23 protein-coding genes are annotated in these 17656 nt (G+C 74.0%); 7 read left to right on the top strand and 16 right to left on the bottom strand.

Annotation, left to right across the window (positions count from 1 at the left end):
* Positions 1-67 precede the first annotated feature (67 nt).
* Positions 68-481 carry a VOC family protein gene (locus AB0H12_RS23250; RefSeq protein ID WP_499625148.1) on the bottom strand — a complete coding sequence of 138 codons (414 nt, stop codon included), beginning with the start codon at positions 479-481 and terminating at the stop codon, positions 68-70.
* Positions 482-573: 92 nt separating this feature from the next.
* Here AB0H12_RS23250 and AB0H12_RS23245 point away from each other — a divergent pair, with 92 nt between their 5' ends.
* The gene (locus AB0H12_RS23245; RefSeq protein WP_499625147.1) at positions 574-1518 is read left to right on the top strand and encodes a helix-turn-helix transcriptional regulator; all 945 of its coding nucleotides are present in this window, start codon (positions 574-576) and stop codon (positions 1516-1518) included.
* 79 nt (positions 1519-1597) lie between these two features.
* Here AB0H12_RS23245 and AB0H12_RS23240 read toward each other — a convergent pair whose 3' ends face one another.
* A complete protein-coding gene (locus AB0H12_RS23240; RefSeq protein WP_499625144.1) occupies positions 1598-2080 on the bottom strand; it encodes a MarR family winged helix-turn-helix transcriptional regulator in 483 nt (160 codons plus the stop codon).
* Between the two features lie 43 nt (positions 2081-2123).
* Here AB0H12_RS23240 and pip point away from each other — a divergent pair, with 43 nt between their 5' ends.
* A complete protein-coding gene (gene pip / locus AB0H12_RS23235; RefSeq protein WP_499625142.1) occupies positions 2124-3068 on the top strand; it encodes a prolyl aminopeptidase in 945 nt (314 codons plus the stop codon).
* Between the two features lie 191 nt (positions 3069-3259).
* A complete protein-coding gene (locus AB0H12_RS23230; protein WP_499625140.1) occupies positions 3260-3736 on the top strand; it encodes a hypothetical protein in 477 nt (158 codons plus the stop codon).
* A 111-nt stretch (positions 3737-3847) separates the two neighbouring features.
* On the opposite strand, the gene AB0H12_RS23225 is transcribed toward AB0H12_RS23230, so the two are convergent.
* The 4 genes from AB0H12_RS23225 to AB0H12_RS23210 are packed head-to-tail and all read right to left on the bottom strand — an operon-like array spanning position 3848 to position 6100.
* Positions 3848-4468, bottom strand: a complete 621-nt coding sequence (locus tag AB0H12_RS23225) for a class I SAM-dependent methyltransferase (RefSeq protein WP_499625138.1) — start codon at positions 4466-4468, stop codon at positions 3848-3850.
* Positions 4465-4647: a hypothetical protein gene (locus tag AB0H12_RS23220; protein WP_499625136.1), complete on the bottom strand. Its 183-nt coding sequence runs from the start codon at positions 4645-4647 to the stop codon at positions 4465-4467. The genes AB0H12_RS23225 and AB0H12_RS23220 overlap by 4 nt, the downstream gene beginning before the upstream one ends.
* 53 nt (positions 4648-4700) lie before the next feature.
* Complete coding sequence (locus AB0H12_RS23215; protein WP_499625134.1) at positions 4701-5414, bottom strand: SDR family oxidoreductase; 714 nt, start codon at positions 5412-5414, stop codon at positions 4701-4703.
* Positions 5402-6100, bottom strand: a complete 699-nt coding sequence (locus tag AB0H12_RS23210) for an alpha/beta fold hydrolase (protein WP_499625132.1) — start codon at positions 6098-6100, stop codon at positions 5402-5404. Before AB0H12_RS23210 ends, AB0H12_RS23215 begins: the two co-directional genes overlap by 13 nt.
* Before the next feature lie 143 nt (positions 6101-6243).
* Here AB0H12_RS23210 and AB0H12_RS23205 point away from each other — a divergent pair, with 143 nt between their 5' ends.
* Positions 6244-7131 (top strand): ferredoxin family protein, encoded by an 888-nt coding sequence (locus tag AB0H12_RS23205; RefSeq protein ID WP_499625131.1) that lies wholly within the window; start codon positions 6244-6246, stop codon positions 7129-7131.
* Here the strand turns inward: AB0H12_RS23205 and AB0H12_RS23200 are convergent.
* The gene (locus AB0H12_RS23200; RefSeq protein ID WP_499625129.1) at positions 7036-7710 is read right to left on the bottom strand and encodes a TetR/AcrR family transcriptional regulator; all 675 of its coding nucleotides are present in this window, start codon (positions 7708-7710) and stop codon (positions 7036-7038) included. The genes AB0H12_RS23205 and AB0H12_RS23200 overlap by 96 nt on opposite strands.
* Positions 7711-7908: 198 nt before the next feature.
* Here AB0H12_RS23200 and AB0H12_RS23195 point away from each other — a divergent pair, with 198 nt between their 5' ends.
* Positions 7909-8421, top strand: a complete 513-nt coding sequence (locus AB0H12_RS23195; RefSeq protein WP_499625127.1) for a CGNR zinc finger domain-containing protein — start codon at positions 7909-7911, stop codon at positions 8419-8421.
* Positions 8422-8436: 15 nt separating this feature from the next.
* Here the strand turns inward: AB0H12_RS23195 and AB0H12_RS23190 are convergent, their stop codons facing one another.
* Positions 8437-9321, bottom strand: coding sequence for a pentapeptide repeat-containing protein (locus AB0H12_RS23190; protein WP_499625125.1), 885 nt, complete (start codon positions 9319-9321; stop codon positions 8437-8439).
* A 100-nt stretch (positions 9322-9421) separates the two neighbouring features.
* Here AB0H12_RS23190 and AB0H12_RS23185 point away from each other — a divergent pair, with 100 nt between their 5' ends.
* Both AB0H12_RS23185 and AB0H12_RS23180 read left to right on the top strand, forming a co-directional pair.
* Positions 9422-9796 (top strand): DUF1707 SHOCT-like domain-containing protein, encoded by a 375-nt coding sequence (locus AB0H12_RS23185; protein ID WP_499625123.1) that lies wholly within the window; start codon positions 9422-9424, stop codon positions 9794-9796.
* 36 nt (positions 9797-9832) lie between these two features.
* Complete coding sequence (locus tag AB0H12_RS23180) at positions 9833-11212, top strand: amidase family protein (RefSeq protein WP_499625122.1); 1380 nt, start codon at positions 9833-9835, stop codon at positions 11210-11212.
* 75 nt (positions 11213-11287) lie between these two features.
* Here the strand turns inward: AB0H12_RS23180 and AB0H12_RS23175 are convergent, their stop codons facing one another.
* The 8 genes from AB0H12_RS23175 to AB0H12_RS23140 form a co-directional block, all read right to left on the bottom strand.
* Entirely contained in the window at positions 11288-12253 is a 966-nt protein-coding gene (locus AB0H12_RS23175; protein WP_499625120.1) for a hypothetical protein, read from the bottom strand.
* A 145-nt stretch (positions 12254-12398) separates the two neighbouring features.
* Entirely contained in the window at positions 12399-13610 is a 1212-nt protein-coding gene (locus tag AB0H12_RS23170) for an SPFH domain-containing protein (RefSeq protein WP_499625118.1), read from the bottom strand.
* Positions 13611-13626: 16 nt separating this feature from the next.
* Complete coding sequence (locus AB0H12_RS23165) at positions 13627-14052, bottom strand: NfeD family protein (RefSeq protein WP_499625116.1); 426 nt, start codon at positions 14050-14052, stop codon at positions 13627-13629.
* A gap of 40 nt (positions 14053-14092) precedes the next feature.
* Positions 14093-14899: a DUF3097 domain-containing protein gene (locus AB0H12_RS23160; RefSeq protein WP_499625115.1), complete on the bottom strand. Its 807-nt coding sequence runs from the start codon at positions 14897-14899 to the stop codon at positions 14093-14095.
* Positions 14900-14910: 11 nt separating this feature from the next.
* Positions 14911-15672 (bottom strand): aminoglycoside phosphotransferase family protein, encoded by a 762-nt coding sequence (locus AB0H12_RS23155; RefSeq protein ID WP_499625114.1) that lies wholly within the window; start codon positions 15670-15672, stop codon positions 14911-14913.
* On the bottom strand, positions 15673-16146 hold the full coding sequence (locus tag AB0H12_RS23150) for a GNAT family N-acetyltransferase (protein WP_499625112.1): 474 nt from the start codon (positions 16144-16146) through the stop codon (positions 15673-15675).
* A gap of 73 nt (positions 16147-16219) precedes the next feature.
* Positions 16220-17014, bottom strand: coding sequence for an SCO1664 family protein (locus tag AB0H12_RS23145; RefSeq protein ID WP_230567930.1), 795 nt, complete (start codon positions 17012-17014; stop codon positions 16220-16222).
* An 8-nt stretch (positions 17015-17022) separates the two neighbouring features.
* The gene (locus tag AB0H12_RS23140; protein ID WP_230567929.1) at positions 17023-17589 is read right to left on the bottom strand and encodes a DUF3090 domain-containing protein; all 567 of its coding nucleotides are present in this window, start codon (positions 17587-17589) and stop codon (positions 17023-17025) included.
* Positions 17590-17656: the final 67 nt, after the last annotated feature.

The raw sequence follows: 17656 nt of genomic DNA, 5'->3' as shown, positions 1-17656 counted from the left end.
GGCGCTGGGAAGGAGCGGACTGTATCGGGTTCGCGGAACCGATACAGCCCCTGCGCTTCGGTGTCCTTCAGGTGGTTCGGGTGGGGGTCAGGCGGTCGAGGATGTCGTGGTAGTGGGCGTTGGCCATGATGCCGAGGACGTTGCCGAAGGGGTCGAGGACGCTGGCGGTGACGTAGCCCTCGCCGCGGACCTTGGGGTCGTCGTGGGGTGTGGCGCCGAGTTCGGTGAGGCGGTCGAGGGTGGCGTGGAGGTCGTCGACGGCCCAGTAGGTGATGGAGCCGGCGGGGGCGGTGTGGGTGTCGTGGGGTGCGTAGTCGCTCTTGACGATGCCGAACTCGTGTTCGTAGTCGCCGATGCGGAATTCGATGTAGCCGCCGGGGACGGTGAAGTAGGGCTCGATGCCGAAGAACTCGGTGTACCAGGTGGCGGCGGCGTCGAGGTCGTCGGCGAAGAAGCTGGTGGTGGTGAGTCCGCGGAGCATGGTGGTTCCTCTTCCGGTCGGTGTCGCTTGTCCCCGTACTTTGGCGGTCAAAGTGCTCACCGAGTGAGCACTTTTCGGGCGAGACTGGGTTCATGCGTGCGGACCGGTTGGTGGCTGTCCTGTTGTTGATGCAGGCGCGGGGTCGGGTGACGGCGGCGGAGTTGGCCGGTGAGCTGGAGGTGTCGGTGGCGACGGCGCGTCGGGATCTGGAGGCGTTGTCGTCGGCGGGTGTGCCGGTGTACCCGCAGCCGGGGCGTGGTGGTGGTTGGCGGTTGGTGGGGCGTGCGCGGACGGATCTGAGTGGGTTGACGTCGTCGGAGGCGCGGGCGTTGTTCTTGTTGGTGGGGCCTGCGGCGTCGGGGTCGCCTGAGGTGCGGGCGGCGTTGCGGAAGTTGGTGCGGGCGTTGCCGGAGACGTTCCGGGAGGGTGCCCGGGCGGCGGCGGACGCGGTGGTGGTGGATGTGGCGGGGTGGGGTGGTGTCGGTCGGGAGCGGCCGGGGTTGGTGGGTGTGTTGCAGGAGGCGGTGGTGGGGCGTCGGCGGGTGGTGTTGGTGTACGAGGGGCGTGGGCGGGTGCGGTCGGAGCGGGTGGTGGAGCCGTGGGGGTTGGTGGACAAGGACGAGGTTTGGTACTTGGTGGCGGGTACGGCGGCGGGTGAGCGGACGTTCCGGGTGGATCGGGTGGTGTCGGCGCGGGTGACGGATGAGGTGTTCGTGCGGCCCGAGGGGTTCGACTTGTCGGTGGCGTGGGGGCGGGTGGTGTCGGAGGTGGAGCGGCGGCGGTCGTCGGTGTCGGCGGTGGTGTCGGTGGAGTCGCGGTTCGCGCACGTGTTGGGTGATCAGTTCGGGAGGCATTGCGAGGTGTTGGAGGAGGTGGGTGGTCGGGCGCGGTTGCGGTTGTCGGCCACTGCTCCGCTGATGATCGCGCAGGTGTTGGCGGGGTGGGGTGCGTTGGTGGAGGTGGTGGAGTCGGAGGAGGTGCGGGCGGAGTTGGCGCGGTTGGGTGCGGAGTTGGTGGCGGGGAACGCGGTGCGGTGAGGCCGCTCCCCCGGTTGGTTTCGGGGTCGGGCTTCGAGGACGAGGTGGGTTTCGGTGGTGCGGCGGCCGGCGCGGGTGATCATGTGTGGGGTTGTCGCATCCGGTCGTGGATGCGGTCCTTCATGGACTTCTCGCCCAGTGCCCGCAGGGCGGCGTCGACGAGGTCGGTGAGGGGGTGGGGCAGGTCGGCGTCGAGGTCGCGGGCGGCGGCGGCGGTGGCGTTCCACTCGGCGTCGAGGGTGGGGAGGATGGCGCGGGCGTGGTCGGTGAGGTGGACGATGCGCCTGCGGGCGTCGTCGCCGGGGTGGAGGTCGACGAGGCCGTCGCGGCGCATCTGGTTGACGGTCTGGCTGGCGGCGGAGTGGGTGACGCCGATGGTGTCGGCGAGGTCGCGGATGGACAGCGGTCCTCGGGTGTGGACCAGGCGGATGACCGGGGTGTAGCGGGGGCGGAATCCCGGTAGGCCGAGGTCGGTGTAGACGCGGGCGACGTCGCCTTCGAGGAGGTCGAGCAGGTGGCGGAGGCGGGTGCCGAGGTATTCGCCGGCGGGTGCGTGGTCCACTCCCCTAATGTAACAGCACTGTTGTGTTTGTGAGGAGGGGTGGATGTACCCGGAGATCGAGCCGTACGAGCACGGGATGTTGGACGTCGGCGACGGCAACCTCGTGTACTGGGAGGTGTGCGGCAACCCGGAGGGCAAGCCGGTGGTGTGCCTGCACGGCGGGCCGGGCACGGGCTGCTCCCCCGGCATGCGTCGGCAGTTCGACCCGGAGGCGTACCGGATCGTGCTGCTGGACCAGCGCGGCAGTGGCCGCAGCCGGCCGCACGCGAGCGAGTACGCGGCGGACCTGTCGGTGAACACGACGGCGCACCTGGTGGCCGACATCGAGCGGCTGCGCGAGCACCTGGGCATCGAGCGGTGGATGGTGTTCGGCGGGTCGTGGGGTTCGACGCTCGGCCTGCGGTACGCGCAGCTGTTCCCGCACCGGGTGACGGACATCGTGCTGGTCGCGATCACGTCGGGCCGGTACGCCGAGCTGGACTGGCTCTACCACGGGCTGGGCATGCTGTTCCCGGAGCAGTGGTCGAGGTTCCGGGACGGCGCGGGCGGGGGCGCCACGGACCTGGTGGCGGCGTACCACGCGTTGCTGAACGACCCGGATCCGGCGGTGCGGGAGAAGGCGGCGACGGACTGGACGGACTGGGAGTCCTCGATCGTGTCGCTGGAGCCGGATCACCGGCCGGGGCCGCGGATGGCCGACCCGGCGTGGCGGATGGCGTTCGCGCGGCTGTGCGCGCACTACTTCAGCCACAGGGTGTGGTTGGCGGACGGGGAGGTGCTGCGGGACGTGGAGCGGTTGCACGGCATCCCGGCGATCCTGGTGCACGGTCGGCTGGACCTGCAGGGCCCGCTGTGGACGGCGTGGGAGCTGGCCCGGACGTGGCCGGACGCGGAGCTGGTGGTGGTGCAGGGCGCCTCGCACGCGGTGTCGGACCCGGGGATGGCGGACGCGGTGCTGGCCGCGACGGACCGGTTCGCCCGGCGCTGAGCGCCTGTCCTCGATGTCCGTTGTGCGCGGGGCCGGTGTCGCCGCGCGTGACGCCGGCCTGCCGATTGCCCGTGACGACTGGATCAAGTCCGTTATATTCCGGCTGTGCCAGGACGTTCGCGAGGTATTCCGGACCCTCTCCCCCGGGCCGCGCGGTGACGAGCGGTGGACTACCCGAGGCCGAGGGTCCGGTGAACCGTCCGACGGGCTGGTTGGAGCAGCCGCTGTGGACCCTGCTCGGGCTCTTGGTCGTGTGTGCCGGCCCCCTGATCCTGCTGGCCGGCGTCGGCGGGTACGTCCCCGAGGAGGACAGGACGGCCGTCGTCGTGACCGGTCTCGTCTGGACCCCTCTCACCGTGGTGGTCCTGGTCGTGGCCGTCGTCGGGACCGTGCGGGACCAGCGCGTGTGGCGTGCCCTGGACGCGGCCGGGGTGCGCGTCGTGGGCGAGGTGACGTCCGCACAGCACGTGTGGTGCGGTGAGGACGACCGCTGCACGAGGGTCCGGATGCTGGTCACCGTGCCGGGCCGGCTGCCGTTCACCACGACCCACCTCGTCGCCGGGGAGCAGGTCGTCGAGGTCGGGACGGGCATCCCGGTGGACGTGCACCCGACGCGCGACCTGTTCCGCCTGGTCGCCGACCCGTTGACGGGCGGGGTGTCCCGGTAGTCCTCTCGCGCCCGGTCACTGGTCGGAGTTCGACCGCGGCGGCCACTGCGCGGGCGTGCGGACGCCCGACCTGGTCACGGTGGACCTGGTGGCGTTCGTCGGCAAGGCCCGTTAGAGGCGCCAGACGCTGGTCGTCCTGACCGCGACGCCTTCCAGGTCCGGTGGCACCGGCACCGGGAAGGCGTCGACCAGCGTCCAGCCGCGCGGCAGGAACGACCGCTGCGGGTCGCCCACCAGCACCAGGGCGCCGCGGCGGTGCGCGGCCAGCAGGAACGGCTCGACCCGGGCGGCCATGTCCCGGTCGTAGAAGACGTCGCCGGCCAGCAGCACGTCGACCTCGGGCTCGGTGTCGAGCAGGTCGCCGGCGGCGATCGTGACGGTCACGTCGTTGGCGCGGGCGTTGAGGCCGATCGCCGCCACCGCGACCGGGTCGATGTCGTTGGCCGTGACCAGGCCGCCCGCGCGGGCCGCCGCGACCGCCACCAGCCCGGAGCCCGACGCCAGGTCCAGCACCCGCCGGCCCGCCACCAGCTCCGGGTGGTCGAGCACGTGGCGGGCCAGCGCCTGGCCTCCCGCCCACGGGAACGCCCAGAACGGCGGCTCGGGCGAGCCGGTGCGTTCCCACAGCGCGATCACGTCGTCCGCGGTGCGCAGCACGATGCCCGGGGTCAACGGCACCGGTCGTGCGCTCGTCACCGAGCGGACGAAGTCCTCCACCGGCCCGGTGATCACCGGGCCGACGCCCTTCGCGGCGCCGAGGCCCGGGACGGGGCGTCCGTCGACGGCCCGACCGGCTCGCGTGACGCGGCCACGGTGACGAACGCCGGTGTCGGCGCCCGGCCGCGTGCCCGGCGCGGCGGCTCGCCGAGGCGTCCACCGCGGTCGGACTGGCTGAGCGGCCGTCGCACCATGCCGTGATGGTAGGGCCGCGTGCGGGTCACCCGGTCGGCGGCGGTCCGCGTGCTCACAGCCCTCCGGCGACCCGCAGCACCGCGCCGGTCGTGAACGACGCCGCGCCGCTCAACAGCCAGGCCACCGCCTCCGCGATCTCCTCCGGCTCGCCGGGCCGCCCCAGCGGGATCGCCGACGCCACCCGGTCGGGCCGGTCCGGCACCCCGGACAGCTCGTGGATCCCCGTGCGGACCGTGCCCGCCGCCACCGCGTTCACCCGGATCCCCCGCGGACCCAGCTCCTTGGCCAACCCGACCGTCATCGCGTCCACCGCCGCCTTGCTCGCCGCGTAGTGCACGTACTCGCCCGGCGAGCCCACCGTGGCCGCGGCCGAGGACAGCGACACGATCGACCCGCCCGACACCAGGTCCCGCGCGGCCCGCCGCGCGCACAACAGCGCGCCCACCACGTTGACGTCGACCACCCGGCGCAGGTCCTCGGTCCGCAGCTGTGCCAGCGGACCCACCGGGCTGGTGATCCCGGCGTTGACGACCACGCCCGTCACCTGCCCCAGCGCCGCGGCGGCGTCGAACAGGGCGTCCACGTCCGCCTCGTCGGACACCTCCGCCCGCACCGCGACGCCGCCGACCTCCCGGGCCAACGCCTCGGCCTGCGCCGTCGCGGCCCGGTAGCCGATCACCACCCGGTGCCCGTCGGCGGCCACCCGCCGCACCACCGCCGCGCCGATGCCGCGGCTCCCGCCCGTCACCACGATCAGGCCAGCCACGCCGTCACCTCCGCGTCCACCACGTCCTGCGCGGTGACCAGCATGTGCGCCAACCCGGGCACGTCCACCAGGCGCGCGCCCGGCACGGCCGCGCACAACTGCGCCTGCACCGGCCGGAACGCCGGGTACTCCTGCTCGCCCCGCACCACCAGCAGCGCGACGTCCAGCCCGCTCGCGCGCGCGAGCACGTCCAACGGCTCCACCGCCGCACGCGAGGCGTCCGTCCAGGTGTAGGAGTCCAGGGCGCCCACCTCGATCGACGCCTCCACCACGGCCTGCACCCGCACCGCCGGGTTCACCACCGCCACCCGCCGCACCGGCGCCACGCGCCGCAGCGCCGTCGTCAACGCGATGTGCCCGCCCGCGGAACCGCCGACCAGGTCCACCGGCCCGTCGTCGCAGCCGAACTCCGCCCGCGCCGCTGCGACCAGCGCGGGCATCGCGGCCACCCCCGACTCCACCATCGCCGCGTACCCGTCGACCACCTGGTCCGGGCCCTCGCCCCACGCCGGCAGCGCCGCGTACAGCCGCCAGGCGTCCACCCCCGTCAGCGGCATCGCCTCGGCCATCGCCTCCGGCGTGCCCGGCTCGCCCAACAGGTGCCACACGACCACCAACCGCCGACCGCCCCGCGCCGGCGGCGTCGCCACGAACCGCACGCCCGCCGCCTCACCCGTGATCACCATGACCCCGAACCTACGGCGCGACCGGCCCGGACGGCGTCCACCCCTCGCGAACACGGCGTACCCTCAGCAACCACGTGCCGCCCGAATGCGTGAACCCGTACCCCGGTGTCACTCGAACGGCCGGGCCAGGGCACCCTGAGGGCGTGACCGAGCCGCGTTGCGCCGCGATCTCCGCGGACCTCGAGGAACCCCAGGCGGGCACCGCCGCGACCGCCGCCGCCTGGATCTGCCTCGAACAACCCGGACCCTGGGGACGCGACGCGCTCACCCAGAGCCGCCTCGACCCCGCGCTCGGCGCCGAACTGGCCCGCCGCGCCGCCGACACCGGCGTCCGCGTCCTGCTCATCCGCCGCCCCGGCCGCCACGCCGACACCCACCACGCCGCGCCGCGCCGCGTCTACCTCGCCGCCACCACCCCCGGCCGGCCGCGGCTGGAGCGGGCCGACCTCGCCGACCCCGCGGCCCTGCTCGACCTCGACTTCGCCGCCCTGGCCGCGGGCGATCCCACGGGGCTGGGCACACCCGTGACCGGTCCGCTGCTGCTCGTGTGCGCCAACAGCCGCCGCGACGTGTGCTGCGCCCTGCGCGGCCGGCCCCTCGCCGAGGCCCTCGCCGCCGCACGACCCGACACCGTCTGGGAGTGCACCCACACCGGCGGGCACCGCTTCGCGCCCACCGGCGTGCTGCTGCCCACCGGCTACACCTACGGCCGCCTCGACACCGACTTCGCCGCACGGCTGCTCGAGCACGCCGCCCGCGGCCACGTCGTCACCGAGCGGTGCCGGGGCCGCTCCACCCACCCGCCGCACGGCCAGGTCGCCGAACTCGCCGTCCGCGACCTCACCGGCGAACACCGCGACGTGCTCACCGTGCACGGGGACACCGTCCACCACGCCGACGGCAGCGCCTGGCACGTCACCGTCGACAGCCGCGACCTACCGGCCACCCGGCCCGCCAGCTGCGGCGCGGCCCCCACCCCGGCCACCGGGCTCGTCGCCACCGCCGTGCGACGGCTCGTCCCCGCCGCCTGAGCGTCCCGGCACCGCCGCGCGGAACAGACCCAGCCCCACCGCGCGCGCGTCGTCGAGGCCCACCGCGCCCAACGCCTCCGCCGGCAACGCCAACAACGACACCGCCACACCCAGGAAGTACGCGTCCAGCAGGCCCGCGTCCCGCGCCGTGCTCGGCAGACCCGCCGCCGCGTGCAACCCCGCGCCCGCCTGCGCGTTCGACACAGCCATCCGCCCCAACGCCGCGCGCACGCCCGGCCGGCGCACCGCCTCCAGGTACAGCTCCGCCATCGCGAGCAGTTGCGTCGGGTCCTCCACCACCGCGCGCCGCAGCAACGCCGGGTACAGCTCCGCCACCTCCGCCGGCGTGATCCCCTCCGGCGTCGTCTCCCGCAACCGCCGCACGGCCGCCGCGTGCAACGCCGTCATCCGCGCCGCCGCCGCGCCCAGCAGCGCGTCCCGCGACGGGAAGTAGTTCTTCGTCGTGCCCTCCGGCACACCCGCCGCCCGGTCCACGGCCCGGTGCGTCAGGCCCCGGCCGCCCTCCGCCGCCAGCACCGAGATCGCACAGTCGCACAACAGGTCCCGACGGCTCGTCACGGTGACGGGACACTAGTCGATCGAGGCCGGCCCGCCGTCGCCACCACCCGTCCCGCCTCCAGCACCAACCACACCCCGCACACGCAGCGCACGTAGTCCACCGCGCCGTGCGACGACACCGGATACACACGCTCGGCACTGGGCCACCCGCAACAAGGACAACTGGTGTTCACCCCACCAGCGTGGTGTCATGGTTCAGTGCATTTCAACCCTTACGGCGGGGCGGCGGCCGAACTCGCCGCCGCCCTCGTCAACGCCGACCCCCGCAGCACCGCCGACCAGCTGCTCGACCTGCTGCGCGAGCACGGCTACAAACCCCTCGGCGCCCTCGACGACCACCAGGCCCGCGAACTCACCGCCTGGGCCGCCCGCCTCTCACCCGTCTTCGACCACACCCCCGACCAGATCGCCCTCGTCAACGACCTGCTCGCCGAAGCCGCCGCCAAGCCCTACATCTCCACCCACGACGGACGGCGACCCCACCTGCACTTCGCACCCGAGCACGCGCCCACACCCCAACGGCTGCGCGCCTTCACCGCCGCCGGCCTCGCCCACGTCGTCTGCGACGACCCCGGCCGCCTCGGCCGCTGCGCACGACCCGGCTGCCACACCGTCTACGTCGACACCTCCCGCAACGGGCGCCGCCGCTTCTGCACCACCCGCTGCGCCAACCGCGTCCACGTCGCCGACCACCGCACCCGCACCGCCTGACCCCGGGCAGCGCGGTCAGTGCATGACGCGGCGGCCGAAGCGGGCGTTGCCGAACTCCGCCGCCTCGCCGATCAACGCCGACCCCACGTCCGTGCGCCCCCGGAACCACGCGTGCCGGAACCACGCGTCCTGGTGGAACACCACGTCGCCGAACAACGCCCGACCGCCGAACCGCACGTGCCGGAAGTCCGCCCGACCCGACACCTCGGCCCGCCGCAGGTCCGCCCGACCCGACACCTTCGCCCGCGCGAACACCAACTGGTCGGCCACCTGCGCCGACCGCAACGACACGTTCCCCGCGAACACCGCCAACCCGAACGACGCCGACCGCGCGAACAACGCCTCGGTGAACACCGCGTGCCGCAGGAACCGGGCGCCCGCGAAGTTCGCGTCACCCGTCACCGTCATCGCCTCGAACCGCGCGTCACCCAGGAACACCGCGCCCGTCAGGTCCACCCGGTTCACCCGACACCCCGACAGGTCGAAGTCCACCAGGATCGCCCCCGGCGCCACCACGTCCATCCCCGGCCAGAAATCCGCGCCCGGCCGCAGGTGCGACACCAGTTCCCGCTGCACCGCCGTGCGCCACGGCGCGTCCAACCCCAGACTCACCCCGCCGCGCAACGCCGCCAACCACGACGTCACCACCGCCTGCCGCCGCCGAGGCACCTGCCGGCCGATCTCGGCCAACAGCAACAACCCCTCCTCCTCACCGGCCCGGAACAACCGGTTCGCCTCACGCCACACCGACACCGGAGCCGGCGCCGCGCCCGCGTCCGGCCCCACCCGCCGCCGCGCGTGCTCGTCCAACAACGTCTCCGAACGCGACGCGCGCGCATGACGCACGCCAATCCAGACGATGACCACGGCCACCGCCAACGGCATCAGCCACGACGACATACCCCCGATCATGCCCGTCCCGCGTACGTCCACGGACGTACTTCCCGTCACCGCTTCGTGCCCGACGCCGCGACACGCGCCCGAGCGGAGCATCGACGGCATGGAACCGACCCGCACCCCGGCCCCGCGCGCCTCCGACGCCGACCGCGACCACACCGCCGCCCGGCTGCGCGACGCCGTCGGCGAAGGCCGCCTCACCCTCGCCGAAGCCGACGAACGCATCGCCGCCGCCTACGCCGCCGTCCACCACCACGAGCTCGCCGCCCTCACCGCCGACCTGCCCGCGCCGCCACCACCTCCCACCCCGCCCGCACGACACCGGCCGCCCCTGCTGCCGATCGCCCTGTTCGTCCTCGCCGTCGCCTGGATCGCCTCACCCCTGCCGTTCCCGTGGCCGCTGCTGCTCATCGCCCTGCTCGTGCACCGCGGCCTGCGACACCGACGGCGGCACGACCCGATCACCCCGGCGGCCTGATCCACCCGGGCCCGCTCCTGCCCTAGAGTCCGCCCCATGGACCTGACCGACGCGTGCTTCGCGGGCGCCGCCCGACAGGCCGAGCTGCTGCGATCCGGCGCGCTCACCTCACGCGCCCTCGTCGCCGAATGCCTGCGCCGCATCGACCGGCACGACCGGAGCCTCAACGCGTTCCGGCTCGTGTTCACCGACCGCGCCCTCGCCGACGCCGACCACGCCGACGCCCGCCTCGCCCGCGGCGAGGACGCGCCCCTGCTCGGCGTGCCCGTCGCGGTCAAGGAAGACCTCGCCATCGCCGGACTGCCCACCACCAAGGGCACCGCCGCCGTCGACACCGCCGCGCCCGCCGACTCCGAGATCGTCCGCCGCCTGCGCGACGCCGGCGCCGTGATCGTCGGCCGCACGCGCATGCCCGAACTCGGCCTGTGGCCCTACACCGAGTCCACCTGGGCCGGCGCCACCCGCAACCCCTGGTCGCCCGACCACTCGCCCGGCGGGTCCAGCGGCGGATCGGCCGCCGCCGTCGCCGCCGGCCTCGTCGGCGCCGCCGTCGGCACCGACGGCGCGGGCTCCATCCGCATCCCCTCGGCCTGCAGCGGCCTGTTCGGCCTCAAACCGCAACGCGGCCACGTGCCGCTGACCCCCGACCGCGACGTCTGGGGCGGCCTGGTCGCCGCCGGACCCATCACCCGCCACGTCGCCGACGCCGCCCTGCTCCTGGACGTCCTCGCGCCCGGCGGCGACCACGCCGCCGCCGTCACCGCCACCCGGACCCTGCGCGTCGCCGTGTCCCTGCGCACCTGGGGCCGCGGCATCCCCGTCGACCCCGAGGTCCGCGACGCCGTCCTCGACACCGCCGGCCTGCTCGCCGACCTCGGCCACGACGTCACCCGCGTGGACCCCGACAACCTGCACGACGTCGCCGGACCCGCCGTGCTCGCCGCCCGCTACCTGCACAGCGCCGCCACCACCGAACAGGCCCTGGACCGACCCGACCGGCTCGACGCCCGCACCCGCGCCGTCGCCGCCCTCGGCCGCTCCCTGCCCGCGCCCGCCGTGCGCGCCGCCCTCGCCCGGACCGCGAAGCTCACCGACCACGCCAACCGGCTCTTCGACCACCACGACCTGCTGCTCACCCCCGTGCTCACCCGGCCGCCCCTGCGCGTGGGCGAGTGGAACCGCCGACCCGCCCTCGCCGCGCTGCTCGCCGCCGCCCGCATGACCACGTTCCTGCCCCTGTGGAACATCACCGGCAACCCGGCCGCGTCCGTCCCCGCAGGCCACACCCGCACCGGCCTGCCCCTGGCCGTGCAGCTCGTCGCCACCACCGACGACGAACGCACCATCCTCACCGCCGCCGGCCAACTCGAACGCGCCCGCCCCTGGACCGACCGCCGCCCGCCCGCCTACCCCTGACCCGCGGGAGCCCTACGCCCGCACCGCGCGTGTCCCACGTTCAGGACACCCGAGTCGAACGCTCGGGACACCCGGCTACCGCTCCCGCCGCGCCAGCTCCGACCGCCACCGCTGCAACCACTCCGGCACCACACCACCCGACACCGCCGCCAACTCGCCCTCCACCACGTGCCGCAGCACGTCGTCCGCACCCTCGGCCACCCGCCCCAGCACCTCCTCGCGCACCGCGGGCCAGTCACCCGACGACGACGCCACCGCCCGCAGCCGCACGTAGGACTCCCACACCGGATGCGCCAGGAACGCCCGCCGCCGCAGGTCCACCGCCCGCTCCACCCACCCCGCGCGCAGGCACTCGTCCACACCCAGGTCCACCAACCGGGTCGCCGCGCCACGCCCACCCGTCGCCGCCAGACCCCGCTCCACCCACGCCACCGCCTCCGCCGACCGGCCCGCGTCCCGCAGCACCGTCGCCACCCGCAGGTAGTGCCAGCCCGACGACAGGTCCCGCGACAACACCAACACCTGCAGGTCCACGTCACCGGTGTGCTCGGCCAGCTCCTCCATCACCCGCAGCAACGCCCACCGCTCCCGGTCGTACCGCCCGGTCTCCCCGAACCCGATCACCGGCAACCGCTCGAACCGCGCCACCGCCTCCGCCCGGTAGAACGCCAGCCCGTCCTCGCCCAACGCCGACGCGTACGCCGCCAACCGCACCTCCGGCGGCTCGGCGAAGTTCGTCTGCAACCACAACAACCACGCCGCCAACTCCCGACCGTCCACCGACGGCCCGGCCGCGCACGCCACCGCGTGCAGGTCCAGCACCCGGTCCACCAACCCGGCCAACGCCACCCGCTGCTCGCTGCCCTGAGCGGCCCGCACCAACACCTCGGCCAACTCCCGCGCCACCACCCGCGCGCCCGGCCCGCCCCGCACCAAGGCCGACAGCTCCGCCACCACCGCCGCCAACTCGTCCCACCGCACCGACCACGGGACGTCGACACGGGCCAGCACGGCCGCCGCACGACCAGGTAAAGCATCCACCGCGACATCCAACCGCACACCGACCGGCCCCACGAGACCCACACGGACGCCCACCCGTCCGCCAGACCCGCCCCGACCACGCGAAAGGGGCGCCGGCGACCACCGCCGACGCCCCACCACTGCGTCCAAGATCACGGACGGCGAATCACCCGTGCGGCGGACGCGGCTCCCCTGCCCCCACCTCACGCGCCGCCGGCGACGACCCCAACGTGCCGCGCTCCGGCCCGCGCTCCACCGACGCCTGCTCCAACGGACCGGGCACCTCCTTGCGCGCCACCGCCTCCGCCGCGCGCACCGCCTCCGCCACCGCCGGGTCCGGCGCCGTGTCGAACCACTCCGCCACCGACGCGTCGTCCTGCTCCGGCGACGACGTCTCCGGCTTCTCGTAGACCGGCGGCTCGTAGCGGAACACGCCGTCCTCGCCCGGCGCGCCCAGCATCTTCGCGAAACCCTCCAGCGCCTTGCCGTAGTCCGACGGCACCAGCCACACCTTGTTCGCGTCGCCCTGCGCCATCTGCGGCAACGTCTGCAGGTACTGGTAGGCCAGCACCTCCGGCGTCGGCTTGCCCGCCTTGATCGCCGCGAACACCTTCTCGATCGCCTTCGCCTGACCCTGCGCCTGCAGGTACCGGGCCGCCCGCTCGCCCTGCGCCCGCAGGATCGCCGACTGCCGCTCCGCCTCCGCCGTCAGGATCGCCGCCTGCTTCGCGCCCTCCGCCGACAGGATCTGCGCCTGCTTCTGCCCCTCCGCGGACTTGATCGCCGCCTCCCGCTGGCCCTCCGCGTTGAGGATCATCGCGCGCTTCTCCCGGTCCGCGCGCATCTGCTTCTCCATCGAGTCCCGGATCGAGGGCGGCGGGTCGACCGCCTTCAACTCCACCCGCGCCACCCGGATGCCCCACCGGCCCGTCGCCTCGTCCAGCACACCGCGCAACTGGTTGTTGATCTGGTCACGGGAGGTCAGCGTCTCCTCCAGGCTCATCCCGCCCACCAGGTTGCGCAGCGTCGTGGTCGCCAACTGCTCCACACCCACGATGTAGTTCGAGATCTCGTACACCGCCGCCCGCGGATCGGTCACCTGGAAGTAGACGACCGTGTCGATCGACACCGTCAGGTTGTCCCGGGTGATCACCGGCTGCGGCGGGAACGACACCACCTGCTCGCGCAGGTCGATCCGCGCCCGCACCCGGTCGAAGAACGGCACCAGGATGTTCAACCCCGGCGCGGCGGTCGTGCGGTAGCGGCCCAGCCGCTCGATCACCGCGGCCGTGGCCTGCGGGATCACCAGCACCGACTTCACCGTCACTATCAGCACGAACAGCACCAGGACCGCTATGACGATCAGCGTGGTGGTCAACTCTCCCCGCCTCCACTCAGGCCCCGGACAGCACCACTGCGGTCGCGCCCGAGATCTCGACAACAGTGACTTCGGCGCCGGGCTCGATGACCTCGCGGTCCAACGACCGCGCCGACCACACCTCGCCGCCGATCCGCACCCTACCGCCGTGGCCGTCCACAGTGGACACGACGACGGCCGTGGCGCCCACCAGGGCCTCCACGCCCGACTTGTGCCCCGAACCCAGCGCCATCCGGCGCTTGATCGCGGGCCGCGCGCCCACCACCAGCCCCAACGACACCAGGCCGAACACGATCCCGCTGATCACCACGTCCGCGCCCAACGCCGACGCGCCCGCCGCGCCGAACGCCGCCAGGCCCAGCATGACCAGCACGAAGTCGCCCGACAAGATCTCGGCCGCCACCAGGACGACACCGAGGATCAACCAGATCAGCGCGGCCACCCACCCATCCTCGCACTTCCGCGGCCACCGGGGGCGGGTTTCAGGCCGCCGGCTCCGTCACGAAGTCGATCAGCCGCTCCACCGCGCCGATCAACGGCGTCTCCAGGTCCCGGAACCCCGACACCCCCGCCAACACCCGACGCCACCCCTCGTACGGCTCACCCCAGCCCAGCGCGGCGCACACCCCCTCCTTCCACGGCACGCCCCGCGGCACCACCGGCCACGCCGCGATCCCCACCGACGCCGGCTTCACCGCCTGCCACACGTCCACGTACGGATGACCGGTGACCAGGACGTCCTCGTCGGAGATCGCCGAGACCAGCCGCGACTCCTTGCTGCCCGCCACCAGGTGGTCCACCAGCACACCCAGCCGCCTGCCCGGCCCCGTGCCGAACTCCGCGATCCGGTCGGCCAGCTCGTCCACCCCGTCCAACGGCTCGACCACCACACCCTCCACGCGCAGGTCGTGCCCCCACACCCGCTCCACCAGCTCCGCGTCGTGCAGACCCTCCACCCAGATCCGGCTGTCCCGGGCCGTGCGGGCCCGCAGCCCCTCGACCTTCACCGACCCCGACGCCGTCCGCGCGGGCTTCGCCGCCGCCGGCGCGGGCCGCACCAGCGTCACCGGCGTCCCGTCCACCAGGAACCCCGCCGGGCGCAGCGGGAACAACCGCTGCCTGCCCCGCCGGTCCTCCAGCACCACCTGACCGTGCTCGAACCGCACCACCGCGCCGCAGAACCCCGACGCCGGGTCCTCCGCCACCAGCCCGACCTCGGCCACCACCTCGGGCACCGTCCTGCGCTTGCGGCCCGACAGCACGTCGCGGCCGTAGTCGTGTGATCGCACGGCCGGCGACGTTACCGGCCCCCGGCCACCGACGGGTGGTCGGGGAAGAACCCGGCGAACACCTCGCACCACGCCGCCAACCGGTCCCCGTCCACCACCGCCGACCAGCGCTCGATCCCGTCGCACAGGTCGGGCGAGGCGTAGGCGAAGTCCACCGCGTCCGACGCCGGGTCGCCCACGCACGGCCGCGGGTCGATCGCCACCAACCCGCGCTCGCCCGCGTCCAGGACGTTGCCGAAGTGCAGGTCGCCGTGCAGCAACGTCGCCGCCACCCGGTCGCGGGCCAGCGCCGCCGCCTTCGCGTGCGCCGCGTCGTGGTCACCGGGGTGCCGCCTGCGCAGCACGTCGAAGACGAAGTCCACCCGCTCGTGCAACGGCGGGAACCCCTCCGGCGGCGCGACGTGCAGCGCGCGCAGCACGTCGGCCAGCCCCGGACCGTCCGCGGCGGGCGTGCCCGGCACCAGGCCCTCCAGCAGCAACGCGCCCCGCGCCGGATCCGCCCGCAGCACCCGCACCATCCGCGGCGACGGCTCCCACGCCCGCAGCGCCGCGTGCTCCTGCACCGAGATCGCCGGCTCCGGCGTCACCTTCAACACCACCGGCTCACCTCCGCGCGTGCACATCAGGGCGTGCGAGGTGCCCCCGGACAACGGCCGCACCACCTCCAGGCCCCAGTCCCGGCACAACCCCGCCACCAGCGCGTCCACCCCGTCCAGCCACGACCGCACCCCCGGACCGAAGCGCCGCGTCATGCGGTCCTGCAACGACGCCATTCAGCCGTCCAACCTCAAGATGAACTCCTCCACGTCCTCGCCACGCCCCTCGGCGAACCCCACGTCCTCGCCCACCGGCACGAACCCGCACTTCTCCAACACCCGCAGCGACCCCAGGTTGTCCACCGCGGCCCGCGCGTAGAGCGGGCGCAGCGGCTCCTCCCGCAGGAACAGCTGCAACGCCGCCGTCGCCAGCCCCTTGCCCCAGTGCTCCCGGTCGATCCAGCACATCACCTCCGGCTCACCGAACTGGCTGAACCGCCCCACGTGGCCCACCACGTCGCCGTCGAACACCACCGTGCGCGCCGCCACCGAGTCGTCGGCCAGGATCCGCGCCCACCGCACCAGGAACGCCGCCCGGTCCGACGGGTCCGACGGGGTGAACGCGGCCATCCGGACCGCCTCCGGATCGCGCTGGTGCTCGAAGAACACCAACACGTCGGCAGCGGTCACCTCGCGCAGTTCGACGCCCACGCGGCAAGTAGACAACACGCACCCGCGGCGTCAGAAGATCCCCGCGCGGACCCGCCCCCGGTGTCGCGCCCGATCAGAACGCCGGCCAGGGGATCGCCGGCCAGTCGTTGGACGGCTCCGGGAACACCCCCGCCGCCAGCAGCTTGTCCACCCGCTCGGCCAGCGCCCGCACCTCCGCGCGCGTCAGGTGCTCGTGCAGCCGCTCCGACAGCTCCCCGTCCAGGCACGACCGCAGCCGCCGCAGCGACTCCACCGCCTCCCCGGGCAGCTCCTCGCCCAACCACCCCCACAGCACCGTGCGCAGCTTGTCGTCGCCGTGCAGGCAGATCCCGTGGTCCACCCCGTACACCGCGCCGTCGAGCGCGTGCAGCACGTGACCGCCCTTGCGGTCGGCGTTGTTCACCACCACGTCGAACGCCGCCATCAACCGCACCCGCGGGTGGTCGGCGTGCACCAGCACCGCCGGCTCCCCGTACCGGTCGTGCGCCCGCAACACCGAACGCCACCCCGGCCGCACCTCGTCCACCGGCACGATGTCCACCAGGTCGTCGTCCTCGCGGGTCTCCACCCACAACTGGACCATGCCCGACCCGAACGGACCCTCCCGCAGCACCGTCGGCGGCACCACGTGCACCCCCGCCGCCTCCGACACCAGGTACGTGGCCACCTCGCGGCCCGCCAGCGTGCCGTCGGGGAAGTCCCACAACGGCCGCTCGCCGCGCACCGGCTTGTACACGCACTTCGCGGTCACGCCGTCGAGGCTGATCGCGCAGAACAACGTCGCGTTCGACGCGTCCACCAGCCGGCCCTCGACGTCGATGCGCCCACGCCGCAGCAAGTCGAGCACCCCGTCGTCAGCCGGACCCACCGCCGCGCTCAGCCCTCGTCCGACCGGCGGTAGCCGTTCTGCCGCGGGCAGACGTGCCCCTCGGGGTCCAGCGGCTCGGCGCACAGCGGACACGGCTTGCGGCCCGCCCGCACCACCCGGTCCGCGCGTTCGGCGAACGCCCGCGCCTCCACCGGGCTCAGGAACACCCGCACCGCGTCCGGACCCTCCTCGGTGTCGTCGAGCACCACCGCCTCGTCGACCTCCTCCTCGGTGATCGCGAGCAGTTCGATGACCACCGCGCGGGACTCGGCGTCCCAGCCCAGCCCCATCGTGCCGACCTTGAACTCCTCCTCGACCGGCACCGCCAGCGGTTCGGTGTCCCGGAGGTCCTCGGGGACCGCGTCGGGGACGTCGGCGCCGAACCGCCGGTGCACCTCCTCCAGCAGCGAGCCGATGCGCTCGGCGAGTACGGCGACCTGTTGCTTCTCCAGCGCCACGCTGACCAGCCGGGCCTCCTCGGAGGCCTGCAGGTAGAACGTGCGCTCGCCAGGCTGCCCGACTGTGCCGGCGACGAACCGGTCGGGCTGGCGGAATACGTGGATGACGCGTGCCATGACAACGACGACCCTAGGCCACGCGAGCAAGATCGGCAGCCCTGCCCCTTGCTTTTCCACGACCGGC

This window comes from Actinosynnema sp. NPDC023794, from assembly GCF_040639675.1.
Classification (GTDB): Bacteria; Actinomycetota; Actinomycetes; order Mycobacteriales; family Pseudonocardiaceae; genus Actinosynnema; species Actinosynnema luteola.
This window is presented reverse-complemented; position numbering and strand designations above follow the sequence as displayed.